The sequence below is a fragment of the Protofrankia symbiont of Coriaria myrtifolia genome (assembly GCF_900634755.1).
In the GTDB taxonomy this organism is placed as follows: Bacteria; Actinomycetota; Actinomycetes; order Frankiales; family Frankiaceae; genus Protofrankia; species Protofrankia coriariae.
Map to the genome: position 1 here is coordinate 1 of NZ_CAAAFS010000050.1, position 13587 is coordinate 13587.

Consider the following 13587-nt stretch of genomic DNA (forward strand, 5'->3'; position numbering starts at 1 on the left):
CACCCGACGGGCCGGCGCCGCCGGACGGTCCGGCGCCGCCGGATGGCGCTGCCCCCCCGGGCGGCCCGCCTGACGGCCCGCCGCCCGCGGCGATGGTGACCCGCCAGGTGCCGCCGACGACCTCGGTCAGCGCGGCGCACAGGACGTCCACGTTGCTGCCCTGGCCGAACATCCGGGCGATCGGTGGCGCTGAGAAGGCCAGGACGACCTCGTCGCGGCGGACGTCCGCGACCGATGCGTACTCCTGCAGCAGGGCATGTGTGGTGGCTTTGCGTGACCGGGTTGCGCGCAGCACGTCGCCCCAGACCGCGCGCAGCCGGCCGACGTCGGCTCCGCCGCCCGGCCCGCCCGGCCCGCTTGGCCCGTCCGGCGGAGCCGCGGGAGGAACGGGAGCGAAAGAGCCAGGACGGACGTCGGCTGGTGGCGGCACCTCGGCCGCGGGAGCCCAGCCAGCCGGACCGGGAGCCGGCGCCGCGGCAGTCGCGGCAGGCCGCTGCGGGGCTCGGATCGGCGCGCCGGTTCCCGGCGCGGCCGCCGCGCCGGGAACCGTTCCCCCAGACCCAGGACCCGCCACGTTGGCCGGAGCTGTTCTGGATGCCGGTCCGGCGGCGGCCGGAGCTGCCGTCGGGACGCCCGGAGCCGCCACAGCGGCAACCGCGCCCACAGCGGCAACCGCGCCCACAGCGGCAGCCGGGCCCGTGGGAACCGCACCCGCCGCGACGTTTGGGCCTGCCGCGGCAACCGCGCCCGCGGCGGTGGCCGGACCTGGAAGGACGGCCGGTTGCGTGCCGGGGGCCGTACTCGCGACGCCCGTGGCGCCCGCGGGCGGGGCGGTGGCGGCACCGGGTGCCACCCCCTGACGTTCCAGCCGTTCGATGCGGACCAGCAGTGCCGACGGATCGGAGCTCGCGGCGGGCAGCAGTGCGCGCGCCAGTGTCAGTTCGAGCAGCAGCCGCGGGCTGGTCGTGCCGCGCATCTCGACCAGGCCGGTGTGCACGACGCCGGCGGCGTGGGAGAGCTCGGCCTGGCCCATCCGCGTGCACTGGTCACGCATCCGTTCGAGCTGGTCGGCCGAGTAGGTCTCCAGCAGCCCCTTGGCGGGGGCGTCCGGGACGGCCGCGAGCACGATCAGATCCCGCAGGCGTTCGAGCAGGTCCATGGCGAAGCGGCGTGGGTCGTGCCCGGAGGAGACGACCTTGTCGATGACGGTGAAGGCGCTGGCGCCGTCATGCGCGGCCAGGGCGTCGACCGCCTCGTCCAGCAGGACGCCGTCGGTCAGGCCGAGCAGCGCGACCGCCCGCTCGTAGCCCAGACCGTCCGGGCCGGCACCTGCGAGCAGTTGGTCGAGGACGGACAGTGAGTCCCGGACCGACCCGGCGCCGGCCCGCACGACCAGCGGTAACACGGTCGGGTCGACGTCCACGCCCTCCTGCGCGCAGATCGACGTCAGATGATCGCGCAGCACGCCGGGCGGGACCAGCCGGAACGCGTAGTGGTGCGTCCGGGACCGGATGGTGGCGATGACCTTGTCCGGCTCGGTGGTCGCGAACACGAACTTCAGATACGGCGGGGGCTCCTCGACGACCTTGAGCAGGGCGTTGAAGGCCGCCGCGGTGACCATGTGCGCCTCGTCCACGACGAACACCTTGAAACGCGCCGAGGCGGGCGCGAAGAACGCGCGTTCCCGCAGGTCACGGGCATCGTCGACGAGGCCGTGAGAGGCGGCGTCGATCTCGGTGACGTCCATGCTGACCCCAGCGCGGATCGACACGCACTGGTCACAGACCCCGCACGGTTGCGGCGTCGGGCCGTCCACGCAGTTCAGGGAGGCGGCGAGGATGCGCGCGGACGACGTCTTGCCACAGCCGCGCGGCCCACTGAACAGGTAGGCGTGGTGGATGCGGGTGGTGCGCAGCGCCTGCATGAGCGCGCCGGTGACATGCTCCTGGCCGACGACCTGGGCGAAGGTCGCCGGACGGTATCGGTTGTACAGCGCACCGCTCACTGGACCTACCTCGTCGTAACCCAGGACCGCGACCTCGTGACGAAGAAGACCCCGTAACGAAGGGCGACCCCCCGCACACCCGCCAGAGCCTGCTTACCCTTGCTGCCTTCCGGCCCTGGGGGGTTTCACGAGGGTGACGCCGCACGAGGGGTCTGTCCGACAGTCTATGGCCTGCCGGGAGGATCTTCGCGGCGGGGGCACCTGCCAGCGGTGACCATTGTCCGCACGGTGCGCCCCGGCAAACTGTTCCATACCACTCAGCGTCACGACGGCACGAGTGCGTCCCGTGCGAAGGTAGCGGCACCCGATCGCCCACGACACGCAGGAAACTCGGTGAGGTCGAGCATGAGCATCAGTATTCGCAACCAGCTCTCCGGCACTGTGACTGAGATCACTTCCGGTGAGGCGATCAGCGCCGTGAAGATCCGTCTCGCCGCCGGGCGGGAAGTGGTCACCGCGGTGACCACCGAGGCGGTCCGGGAGCTTGGCATCGCCAGTGGCGCACAGGTCCAGATCCTGGTCAAGGCGACCGAGGTGTCCCTGGCCGTGGGCGAGGTGTCCGGCCTGAGCATCCGCAACCAGATCCCCGGCACGATCACCGCGATCGACCAGGGCGGGGCGATGGCCGTTGTGAAGATCGTTATTGAAGGAGGGGAAACGATCACCTCCGCGATAACCAAGGCGGCCGTCGGCGAGCTCGGCCTCGCGGCGGGCTCCGAGGTCACCGTCCTGGTCAAATCCACGGAGATCTCCATCGCCGCGCCCTGGCCAGCGGTGGATCACCCGGCCCGCTGCCTCGATCGTCCCTCGGATCCGATAGTGTGGTCGACGGAGGATTCGCCTAGTGGCCTAGGGCGCACGCTTGGAAAGCGTGTTGGGGGCAACCCCTCGCGAGTTCGAATCTCGCATCCTCCGCCCTTTGGTACCAGGCGATTCCGCCGGGTCGGCCATCCCCGACCGACCCGGTATTGGATCATCCGGTCTCATTTCCGGTCTCAGTTGCCCTCTTCGGACCTGTCCGCCGGCCCCGGTGGCTCCTCCCACGGCAGCAGGCCCAGACGGGTGGCGACATCCCGAAGAATTGGGTCGGTCAGGTGCTGATAACGCCGCCGCATGCTCTCCGACGACCATCCCATGATCCCCATCACCACTCGGTCAGGGACGCCGAGCAGCAGCAACACCGTGGCCGCGGTGTGCCGGGCGTCGTGCAACCGGGCATCCCGCAGGCCCGCAGCCTGCAACAGCTCCTTCCACTCCTGGTAGTCGGTGTTCGGGTTGAGCGGGCCACCGGTCGGCGTCGCGAACACCCATCCGGCCTCCCGCCACAATTGGGCGGCCTCTACCCGCTCCTTGTCCTGCACCTCCCGGTGGTGCCGCAAGATCCTGACCGGCGGGTCGGGTAGACCGATGACCCTCCGGCCGGCCCGGGACTTCACGTCCTTGGTATCCGGCCGGACCTGCACCCGGTCCGGGCAGTACCCAGCCTTGCGCCCACACGTGGCCCCACAGCCGTGTTCGTACTTCGGACGCAACCGACCTCGCCGGATCCGCAGCAGGCCCGCGTCAAGGTCCACATCCGGCCACTTCAGGCCCAACGCCTCCCCCTGCCGCAGACCCAGTGCGAGCGCGATCGCCCACCGGGCACTGTTGCGCCGACGCGCGGCCTCGGTCAGTAGACGCTGAACCTTACTCACCGAGTATGGCTCCACCTCCTCATCCGACTCGGCAAGCCGGGGGCGCGGGCCAGTGCGGCGGAGTTACGGCCCAGGTGCCCCCGGCGCACCGCTTCGTTCAGTGCCGCACGCAACGTCCGGTGCGCTTGGTGCGCCGTGCCTGCGGACTTCCCCGCTTTCTGCATCCGTTGGTACAGCGCCTCGATGTGCTCCGGTTCGAGCCGTTCCAGACGATGCGCGCCCAGGCCCGGGATCAGGTGGACGCGCACCGCGACCCGGTAGCCGGCGATCGTGTTCTCACCCACTGACGGCGCGGCGTATCCGCTGGGTGGTTGGATGCTTGCTCGGGTGCGCTATTCGTGGATGACGTCGGCGGCGGTCGCGGTGGCCGCGCGACGCAGTCAGAGGTTCAACTGGGCCAGGTCGGTGCAGGTCATGATCTTCTCGCGCGCCGGCACGCCGCGCACGTCGAGCACGGTCAGGATCGCCTCCCTATCCGTCTGGGCGGCGATGTTGCGGAACAGTTCGCTGTGGTACTCGTAATCGACGGTGGTGGTCATGAAAGCCTCCCAGCGGGCCCGGGCCGCTTCGGGCAGCCCGGCCAGTACGCCCTAAAGCGCCGGCAGGTAACCATACGTATCCTCGCGAACGACGATACGTGTCGATGGACGTCCGACCATCGGCGGAGATCAGTGTGAGTTTGTTGTTGTGCATGCTTTTATGGCCAAAAAGCGTACCCGACGACAAACTCGCACCGATCATGGCCTGTGCGGATGGTTGTGAATGGGATTCACGCTGCTTGATCAGTGTTTTAACCGATCCAGGTGGCTCGGAGTACGGTGATGGTGACCCATCGGTCTTCGATGCTGTATGTCAGCAGCCCGTACCCGAAGACCGTCCGCCACAGTTCGGTGCGCTTGTCGTAGGTGCCCTGACGGCGCGGGTCGTTGATCAGCCGGTTCAGGAGCGCTTCAAGATCATGACGGCTCTCGGAGGGTAGCGTGTCACGCTGTTGCTCGGCGTAGGTGACCCAGCGGATCGTGTATCTGGCCATTGGTCACCTCCGGATCCCCGGCTGGGTATGAGGTGGTCGCTCCGAGCACGGTGGGGTCCCCGGCCGCTACGCGTCGACGGTCCGCGAGAGCGCCGGCTTCGATCTCTGGGTTGGCGGTGAGCACCGCCTGCCCCCACCACTTGTCGATCACTGCGCTCACCGGGTCGAGGTTGAGGGTGTTGTCCGCCTCTGCCAGCGCGATCCGCAGTTCCGCCACGAACATGTCGCGATCGTCTGGACGGAGCGCATCGCGGATCGCGGGCCCGTTCTTCTCAACGCGGTTGCGGACCCCGTAGATCGGGATGGTGTCGGCCATGCGATCCATTGTTCCACCCCGTCGGTGGAGCAACGGGGAGGAGAAGTGGTCGCCCGTGTGATCCGCTGTTCTCGTCGACAAGGCAGGTCAACAGAACAGTTGCCGCCCGCCGGCCGTTACCGCGAGGAGAAGATGTTGGCGACTGTGATGGTGCGGGCTCCGGTTGGCGGGTTTCTGATCGTCTCTCGGGCACAGACGGCAAGGCGAATCTGTCCTGGATCGCCCGCCTCCCGCCGATTGTCATCGTCGCGCGGATCCGCCGTGGGCAGGCGATGCTGGCTGCGTGATGCACACGGGTATGGTCACCCGCCAGACGCGGCGCGGGAGGCAATCGACCTCGTCATCGCCCAGACAGAGACCTTCGCCGAGGACTGGGCCGCCGGCACCGGGCAGGTGGGATAGATCGTTCGGGTGCGCTACTCGTCGATGACGTCGGCGGCGGTGGCCGCGGTGACCGCGCGGCGCAGCCAGACGTCCAGTTGGGCCAGGTCGGTGGAGGCCAGGATCTTCTCGCGCACCGCATCGGGCACCGGCACGCCGCGCGTGTCGAGCACGGTCAGGATGTCTTCTCCCTTCCCCTGTGCCTTCCCCTCAGCCTTCCCCTGAGCGGCGGTGCTGCGGAGCAGTTCACTGCGGTACTCGTGATCGGCGGTGGTGGTCATGAAAGCCTCCCAGCGGGCCCGGGCCGCTTCGGGCAGCCCGGCCAGTACGACGTCATAGTACAAGATCTCTTTCTGCGGGCCTACGGAACGCAACGCTTCCAACAACGCCGGGAACGCGGCGTCCACCTCGGCGCCACCGCCGTGGCAGAGCGCGGAGAGTACCGCCAGTGCCGGGTTCGCCCGGGCCAGCTCCACGTCCACCACCAGCGGCACGTCACCCGGCGTAAAGATCAGCGGCCGGAGCAGCAGGCCGCTCGGCCCGTCCGAGGGGAGCAGGCGCCGGTACCAGCGGGCTGTCGCCGAGTCGGGGCAGAAGACCACGAGCGCCGTGTCGACGTCCAGCTCGGCCTCCAGTTGGGCCACGTACAGCTTCCAGGTTCGCTGTTTCGCGAGGTCCCGGCCACGCTGGACCTCCAGCACGGCCGCCAGCAGCGGCCGGTCCACCGGATCGCAGAACAGCACGATGCCGTCGGCGTGGTAGGTGCGCGGGACCATGACGCGGACGTCGGTGGCCTCGGTGCGAGCGTGGTGGTAATCGGGCATTTTGACGTTGAACACGGTGGCCAACAGCCAGGCCATCAGGTCCGGGTCGAGCTTGGTCAGGGCGACCGGGGATTCGTGTTCGGCAGAGGGCATGGAAGCACGGTATGCACCGGATCCGCGTATACCGGGCCTTGTCCGTACTGAAACCGGTATCAGCAAACAACAAGGCTACTGTTCCGTCCGCTGTTCCGGCGGCTGCGGCTGCCGAACGATATGAATGCGGTGCCGCGGCCACAACCCTGGATTCACACCGTTTGTCGTGCCGCCCAGGAAATCCTGGAAACGCCGGCCCATCCGAGGCGGTTTGCGGACTTCGTGGATCGGGATGGTGCCCGCCACGCGCTCCAGCGTCCCTGCAGACCTGCCGACCCGCCGACAACGGACTGGCCCCGGAACCCGGCAGCGTCAGGGCGGGGAGAAGATGTCGCTGGCTGTGACGGTGAGGGTTTCGGGTGGCGGGTTCCGGATCTCCTCACGGGCGCAGACAGCGAGGCGGATCGATCCGGGAGGGTCCGCTTCCCGCTGGCCGCCACCGTTGCGTGGCCCGGTGCCGTCCTCTCGCGGATTCGCCGTGGGCCCGCCGGGCCGCAGGGCGCGGATCTTCTCCTGTAGGCCGGCGGCCAGCCGTCGGCCGTCGACGCTTCGCGTCCACTTCGCCTCGCCGGCCAGCACGGGATGCCGGTCCCGGCCGGCGAGTACGACCGCGTCGATCTCGTCCCGGCCGCGGCGCCCCAGTAGGGCCCGACCGCGACGATGCCCGGCCCCAGCGAGCCCGCGACGGCCAGCCGTCGCAGATGCTCCCGGAACGCCTCCTCCCATGGCGAGCCGAAATGATCGTCGAGGCTTTCGAGCAGTACGGGCAGCAGCGCCTCCCCGAGGCCGCGGTCGATCTCGGGGCGGAAGCGGGAAAGCGTGCCGAGATAGAAGGCGAGGAAGTTGTCGGCGATCCGGTAGACACGGCGTCGGCTGCGCGCGGTGTCGGTCACCGGCATGACGCGTTCGACGAGGCGCAGTTCGACGAGCCGGTCCAGGGTGCGTGCCGGCTCGGCCCGGATGTGATTCTTGATCTCGTTGTACTGCGTGCGGCCCGAGGCTATGGCGTGCAGCACCGCCGCTGGATGTTCGCTGTGTTCCACCTCGGTCGCCAGCACGAGTTGCCCCTCGGTGAGCAGGGACGCGCCGGGCTGGCAGGCCAGCCGCAGCAGGTTGTCGGTGACGTCCGCGTCCTGATCCCACCACGACAGGTAGAGCGGTACTCCGCCGACCAGCCCGTACACGAACGCCCGGTCGGCCGGGGTGAGCCCGGGCAGCATCAGCGCGGCCTCGTGCGGGCGGAACGGATGCAGCGACAGCGACAGGTCGAACCGGCCGTAGAGCGGTGCCCGCTGTTCCTGGAGCGCGGTCATGTGCCGCACCGCCGACCCGCACAGCAGCAGCCGCAGCCTGGTCCTGCCCGCGGCGCGGTCGAGGAAGGCCCGCAGCACGCCTGGCAGGTCCGGTGAGGTGGCGACGATCTCCGGAAACTCGTCCAGGACGACGAGGAGCGGCTCGTGTTCCGCCGCCGCGGCCAGGTCGTCGAGTGCGTCGTCCCAGTCGGTGTACGGGCGTGCGAGCAGGTCCCGGAACCGTCCGGGGAGGCTGTCGGCGACCTGGCGGGACAGTTGCGCCAGCTCACCCGGGGCGGCGCGGCCGGCGCCGGTGTGGAAGACCGACCGCCGTCCGGCGGCGAAGCGGTGCAGCAGGGCGGTCTTGCCGACTCTGCGCCGTCCCCAGACCACCGCCGGCCGCGGGTCGGTCGAGGCCCACCAGCGTTCCAGCGCGGCAAGCTCTTCGGTGCGATTGACGAACGCCATCCGCCTCTACTTACATCGCCTGTAACTTACGTCGACCGTAACTTACATCGGATGTCAGTAGGCTGCCGGCGGACGTGGGTGTCCCCACGCTGGTGAGGCAGCGGTGAGGCGGCGCCCACGCGTGGCTCAGATGGTCTTGAGGCCCAGGGCGTCGGCCGCCTGAGGGTCGCTGTCGGCGAGGAAGTCGCGGCAGCGGGTCGCTTCCTCGGTCTCGCCGATCGCGGTGGCCGCGCGGGCCAGTGCCGCGAGCGCCCGCAGGAAGCCCTGGTTGGGCTCGTGGGACCACGGAATCGGCCCGTGCCCGCGCCAGCCCGCGTGGCGTAGCTGATCGAGACCGCGATGGTATCCCGTCCGGGCATAGGCGTAGCTGGTCACCGGGCTGCCGGCGTCGAGGGAGCGTTCGGCCAGGGTTGCCCAGGCGAGGCTGGAGTCGGGAAAGTGGCCGGCGACGGTCTCCGGATCCTCGCCGGCGCCCAGCGCCCGCGCCGCGGCGGGATCGATGGTGAGTTTGGTCGGCGGTGGGCCACCGAGCAGATCCGGTCGTCCGGGCGAGGTTGTCATGGGGTTCATCCTGCCGGATCCGATCGGCGGCGCGTCCAGCCGGGAGAGTTCGTCAGATGATGGACCCGCCGGGAGGGGGGTGAGCCGGCAGGTCCATCACCTGATCGGGGCGCGCGGCGGGTAGGTCATCCGGCCGCGACCCGGCGGCAAAGGAACAGCGTTGAGCGTTCCGTAACCTTTGGCCGCAAAATTTCAAGCCGCAGAATTTCAAGCCACAAAATGGCGCGAAAGGTGCGCCTGGTATGTTACAGGACGGTCGGGTTGGTGACCGTGACGTCCCAGAGGTTCTTGCCGACCACACCGGTGCTGCCGTCGTCCACCCGGGTCAGATACGAGTAGAGCGATGCCAGGCCCTGGGACTCCTGTCCGAAGCGTCCGTCCACCTGGAGGATGAACTTCTTCTGGCGCATCTCGCTCTGCCAGACGTAGGCGTCGGGGCGGACCTCGCCGGCCAGCGCGGTGGACAGCGCCGTCCCGGTGAAGTCCTCCGAGTTCAACAGGGACTTGGCGCGTTCCAGCGTCATCGCCGGCTGCACCGGAGTGATCGCGCGCTGTATCGGGCTGCTGGGAGCGGAGGCGGCGGTGCTGCTGGACGACGACGGTGCCGGGCCGTTGCGGGTCAGACCCAGCTGGGCCGAGCAGGACGGCCATGGGGAGCAGCCGCGGGCGTTGTAGAGCTTGTAGGCGGCCTCGTCCTGGAGCGCCGGCGGTGCGTCGCTGGGCAGACCGGAGTAGCCCAGGCTGTGCCAGGTCTTGGCGTCGAACTGGTAGGCGCCATAGTAGCCGTTGCCGGTGTTGATCCGGTAGTTGCCACCGGACTCGCACTGGCGGAGTTTGGCGAAGTCGTCAGAGGTCGCCGCACTCGCGGGTGCGGCCGTGACGGCCAGGCCGCTGCTCACGAGTGCCGTTACGGCACCGGTGGTACGCAGAACCTTCATGACGGTGGAGGGAGGTTGCGGGGCGCGGTGCCTGCCACCAGACGGCATGTGGGTCGGTCCTTCCCGTCGCCTACGAGGTGAGCTGTCGGGTGCGGGCGGGAATCAAGCCCGGCCGGCGGCGCCGAGGGACGCTGCCGGCTTTACCCCAAGGACTCCGTGAGAGGACGTCCGGATGGTGGTTCCCCCGATCCTGTCCTTGTGGCTCCGCGGTAGCTCGGGCCGTACCGAACGGGGACAGGACTCGGCGTCCGTCCGGGCGGCCTCACCGATCCGGCGAGTGGGAGAACTCTAGCGAGTCTGGTTCTATCGAAGCAAATCGGGGTGTCGGATGAACTACACCCACGTGACCGTTATCACCCGAATGGGCTAGGCACCGTGAATGTGTCACCGTACCTGACGGTGTGACTCCGCTTCGCTGCGGGGTCACCTTCTCCGGATTCTGTGACTTATGGTGACGGGTAAAGCTTCTTGCGTATCGATAATGTGCTTGTTGTCACTTCTGGAGCACGCCGGGGAGCAGGATCGTCCGGGTCGGTTCCCGACCCCGCCGGATCGGCTCCCAGGCCGGCCGGATCCGGGGTTCTCCCGGATGCGGCCGGAGGCCTGACACGAGAAGAGATCATGGCTGTGCTGTCCGTGGTGCTCCAGCCCGATCCGTCGGATGTCCAGCCACGGGTGAGCCGCCTGTTTTCGGGCCGTGCGGGCCGCCGGTGGGCGGTGCTGGCCGCCGAGGGGCGTTCGACTGCCGGGTTGTTCAGTCGGCTGTTCAGTCGGTTGTTCAGCCGAAGGTGGCGGCCCTGGTCCGTGGGCCGCAGATGCCGTCCTCCTGCAGGCCCCGCGAGCCCTGCAAGAGGACGGCGGCGAAGGCGGACTGGGGGCCGTAGCGGCCGTCGATCTTGATCCGGTAGCCGAGCCTGTTCATCTGGCGCTGCCAGGCTCGTACGTCCGAGCGCACCTGGTAGATCAGCCCGGTGGTGAACAGCGTGTTGTCCGCGAGACGCTGCGCGCTCTGACTCACCACCCAGCGCTGGGTCCCGGTCGACCCACCCGCGCTCACCGAGCCGCTGCCGGACGAACTGGCCCCGGACGAACTGGCGCCTGCCGCCAGCTGGTCGGCGCCCATCCCCTGGCCGCAGACCGGCCACTGGCCGAAGCCGGACCGGTTGGCCAGTCTCAGCGCGGCCTCGTCCTGGGTGGCGGGCGAGGCGCTGCTGGGCAGCCCGGTGTAGCCGAGGCTCTGCCAGGTGCTCAGCGAGAACTGGTAGGCACCGTAGTAACCGTTGCCGGTACTGGTGCTGTAGTTCCCTCCGGATTCGCACTGGCGTAGCTGCGCCCAGGTGGTGGCGGCGCTGGCGGGTTGTGACATCACGATGCTTCCGCTGACCGCCGCGGCCAGGGCGGGAGCGACCACCAGCGCCCGAGCGCCCAGCCGGGTTCGGCCGGTTTCGTGATGTCGATTTCGGGAACGTGCACTGGACATATTGGTTTATGCCCTTCCCCACGCCTGCGAAGTGAGCTGTCGGGTTCGGGCTGGGACTGCCCGGCCGCATTTGCGGCTTCACCCCGAGGACGCCCGATATCGGCGCCCAGAAGTGGGTCCCCCGTTCCTGCCACAAGTTTGGGTTTTCGTCGGACGAGGGCAGGATTCGGCGTGCCGCCCGACGTGTGTTCGCTGTATCGCGAGCACGGCGCAGACCATAACAACAATTGCTGGGCGCCGAACAAGCGGGGAATCCGCTTCGTGAGGATGCGCACATCGGGCCGACAGCTCTTGCCGGGGCTCGGGAGCGGATGGTAGCGCGCGGGTGCGCGCGCTTATTGCTTTCATCGTACTTTTATTGCCGGGAAAACTCGGTATCCCGTCGTGGCGGTGACGATCGGAACCGGATTATCCGGGTAGGAACCCGTGTGCGAGCCGGCGGTCCGCGTGCTCCGGGCCAAAGGCCGGGCCCGGCCGGCCGGGCGCACGCGGCGCGGAACACCGTTGATTTCGCCGAAGACGCATAGAACGGCAGGACGGTGTGTACCGTACCCGTGATCCGACGATGGTGCGACCTTTCCGGAACCCGCGCCATATGCGGAATGACCGCTGACGGGTGACGGCTGGCGGTCACCCGATGCCCGGGGACTGACGCCCACACGCGAACGCTCGCCAGCCGGACGACGAAGCCCGGTCTGGCGAGCGTGTTGTGGAGCCGTCCCGTCCGAGCGGGGTCAGTTGGCGAGGGAGCGTCCCGCGGAACGCAGGTCCTCACACGCCTTCACGACGCGGGCGGCCATGCCGACTTCGGCCGCCTTGCCGTAGCTGCGCGGATCGTAGTGCTTCTTCACGCCGACCTCGCCGTCCACCTTCAGGACACCGTCGTAGTTCCGGAAGACGTGATCGACGACCGGCCGGGTGAACGCGTACTGGGTGTCGGTGTCCACATTCATCTTGATCACGCCGTAATCGACCGCTTCACGGATCTCGGACAGGTCGGAACCGCTCCCACCGTGGAAGACCAGGTCGAGGGGTTTGGCGTCGGCTGGCAGCCCGAGCTTCTGCGCGACATACTGCTGCCCATCACGCAGGATGCTCGGACGGAGTTTCACATTGCCCGGCTTGTATACCCCGTGCACGTTTCCGAAGGTTGCCGCGACCAGGTAGCGGCCCCGTTCCCCGGCGCCGAGGACCTCGACAGTCCGCCACATGTCCTCGGGCGTGCTGTACAGTTTCTCGTCGATCGCGCCGACGATGCCGTCCTCCTCGCCGCCGACGACACCGATCTCCACCTCCAGGACGATTTTCGCCTGGGCCGTGTCCGCCAGCAGCGCGTCGGCGATTTTGAGGTTCTCCTCGATCTCGACCGCGGAGCCGTCCCACATGTGGGACTGGAACAGCGGCTCGCGGCCCTCCCTGAGCACTCGCTCCTTGGAGATCGCGACCAGCGGGCGCAGGTAGGTGTCGAGCTTGCCGGCAGGACAGTGGTCGGTGTGCAGCGCGATGTTGACCGGATACGCCTTGGCGACATGGTGGGCGAACTCGGCCAGGGCCTGCGCGCCGAGCACCATGTTCTTCACCCTGGTACCGGAGAGAAATTCGGCCCCGCCGGTGGAAATCTGTACGATACCGTCGCTCCCGGCGTCCGCGAAGCCCTTCAGCGCGGCATTCAGGGTTTCACTCGACGTGACGTTGATCGCGGGGTAGGCGAATGCCTCCGTCTTGGCCCGGTCGAGCATCTGGGCGTAGATATCTGGGGTGGCAATGGGCATCGGTCTGGCTCCTGTGGACAGTCGGGGCGCGGCGTGCCCGGTTCGGTGATATTTTACCGATTCGGACGTGTGCCGTGCCGGGAAGTTGCGCGAAGGGTATGACGAACACTCCCCGTCCGGTAGGACGGCCGCAACGGGTGAGTACGGATGGTCTGCCGGGCTTGGTGCACCATGCCGTCGTCCTCACTCTCGGCCTCGTCGAGAGTGGTGTCATCCGTTGGTTTTCGGCTACCCGGTGGCATCGTCCCGCTCGCCGCCGGGGTTGCCCGCGGTCGGCCCGGGCGCGGGCGCGTCGCTCACCGCGCGGGAGCGCATCCAGCAGATCCTCGATCGCGTGGATCTCGTGGCTGCGGCCCGCGTCGACCCGTGCCCGGCAGACACACCCTGGCGGCCGGGGTATCGTCGATCGCGATTTCCGGTGCCATGCCTGGTTATGTTACCGGGAAGCACCCGGCCGCGCCCCGTGCGAATGCGTCGAGAGCCGTCCGTACGACCTGGGCGGTGCCTTCTATCAGCACTTTGGTACTCCGGCCCGTGGCCGTGGCCCGGTTTGTTCCCGACCACGGGCCTTATGCCCCGCCATGCCCTACCGGGATGCCCCGCCACGTGTACCCGCCACATGTCCCTGTCGCGATGCCCTGCCGCATTGCTCCCGCCGTGCCCGAAACGCGCTCCCCGTCGCGGCTGGGCGCGTGACGCGACCGAACCGTCCGGTGTCGCCCGCCGGAGC

The 13587-nt window shown here is 68.8% G+C and carries 10 protein-coding genes, 1 tRNA gene, 1 other RNA gene, 2 pseudogenes and 2 riboswitches; of the genes and pseudogenes, 2 read left to right on the forward strand and 12 right to left on the reverse strand.

What is annotated here, in order from left to right:
* Positions 1–2005: DNA polymerase III subunit gamma and tau (locus CM1CMNOD_RS02560; RefSeq protein WP_131773818.1), on the reverse strand; the 2005-nt coding region annotated here is incomplete at its 3' end.
* A gap of 59 nt (positions 2006–2064) precedes the next feature.
* Positions 2065–2161, reverse strand: an RNA gene (ffs, locus tag CM1CMNOD_RS02565) — signal recognition particle sRNA small type.
* A 189-nt stretch (positions 2162–2350) separates the two neighbouring features.
* Between ffs and CM1CMNOD_RS02570 the strand changes: the two are divergent.
* Positions 2351–2707, forward strand: a pseudogene (locus CM1CMNOD_RS02570) (TOBE domain-containing protein); the annotation flags it as partial.
* A gap of 128 nt (positions 2708–2835) precedes the next feature.
* A tRNA-Ser gene (locus CM1CMNOD_RS02575) sits at positions 2836–2920 on the forward strand.
* A gap of 80 nt (positions 2921–3000) precedes the next feature.
* Here CM1CMNOD_RS02575 and CM1CMNOD_RS02580 read toward each other — a convergent pair.
* The 10 genes and pseudogenes from CM1CMNOD_RS02580 to fbaA form a co-directional block, all read right to left on the reverse strand.
* A pseudogene (locus CM1CMNOD_RS02580) lies at positions 3001–4016 on the reverse strand (tyrosine-type recombinase/integrase).
* Between the two features lie 63 nt (positions 4017–4079).
* Complete coding sequence (locus tag CM1CMNOD_RS21410) at positions 4080–4238, reverse strand: hypothetical protein (RefSeq protein WP_157490964.1); 159 nt, start codon at positions 4236–4238, stop codon at positions 4080–4082.
* A gap of 251 nt (positions 4239–4489) precedes the next feature.
* Positions 4490–4732, reverse strand: a complete 243-nt coding sequence (locus CM1CMNOD_RS02585) for a hypothetical protein (RefSeq protein ID WP_013872113.1) — start codon at positions 4730–4732, stop codon at positions 4490–4492.
* Positions 4683–5048, reverse strand: a complete 366-nt coding sequence (locus CM1CMNOD_RS02590; RefSeq protein ID WP_165001377.1) for a DUF6247 family protein — start codon at positions 5046–5048, stop codon at positions 4683–4685. Before CM1CMNOD_RS02590 ends, CM1CMNOD_RS02585 begins: the two co-directional genes overlap by 50 nt.
* A 416-nt stretch (positions 5049–5464) precedes the next feature.
* A complete protein-coding gene (locus tag CM1CMNOD_RS02595) occupies positions 5465–6346 on the reverse strand; it encodes a hypothetical protein (RefSeq protein WP_043602849.1) in 882 nt (293 codons plus the stop codon).
* A 152-nt stretch (positions 6347–6498) separates the two neighbouring features.
* A complete protein-coding gene (locus CM1CMNOD_RS02600) occupies positions 6499–8106 on the reverse strand; it encodes an ATP-binding protein (protein WP_013872115.1) in 1608 nt (535 codons plus the stop codon).
* Positions 8107–8232: 126 nt separating this feature from the next.
* Positions 8233–8667 carry a DUF3151 domain-containing protein gene (locus tag CM1CMNOD_RS02605; RefSeq protein WP_013872116.1) on the reverse strand — a complete coding sequence of 145 codons (435 nt, stop codon included), beginning with the start codon at positions 8665–8667 and terminating at the stop codon, positions 8233–8235.
* 245 nt (positions 8668–8912) lie between these two features.
* On the reverse strand, positions 8913–9653 hold the full coding sequence (locus CM1CMNOD_RS02610) for a transglycosylase family protein (protein ID WP_013872117.1): 741 nt from the start codon (positions 9651–9653) through the stop codon (positions 8913–8915).
* 5 nt (positions 9654–9658) lie between these two features.
* A riboswitch (cyclic di-AMP (ydaO/yuaA leader) is annotated at positions 9659–9824 on the reverse strand.
* A 559-nt stretch (positions 9825–10383) separates the two neighbouring features.
* Positions 10384–11085, reverse strand: a complete 702-nt coding sequence (locus CM1CMNOD_RS02615; protein WP_013872118.1) for a transglycosylase family protein — start codon at positions 11083–11085, stop codon at positions 10384–10386.
* 6 nt (positions 11086–11091) lie between these two features.
* A riboswitch (cyclic di-AMP (ydaO/yuaA leader) is annotated at positions 11092–11240 on the reverse strand.
* Positions 11241–11819: 579 nt separating this feature from the next.
* Entirely contained in the window at positions 11820–12857 is a 1038-nt protein-coding gene (gene fbaA / locus CM1CMNOD_RS02620) for a class II fructose-bisphosphate aldolase (RefSeq protein WP_013872119.1), read from the reverse strand.
* Positions 12858–13587: the final 730 nt, after the last annotated feature.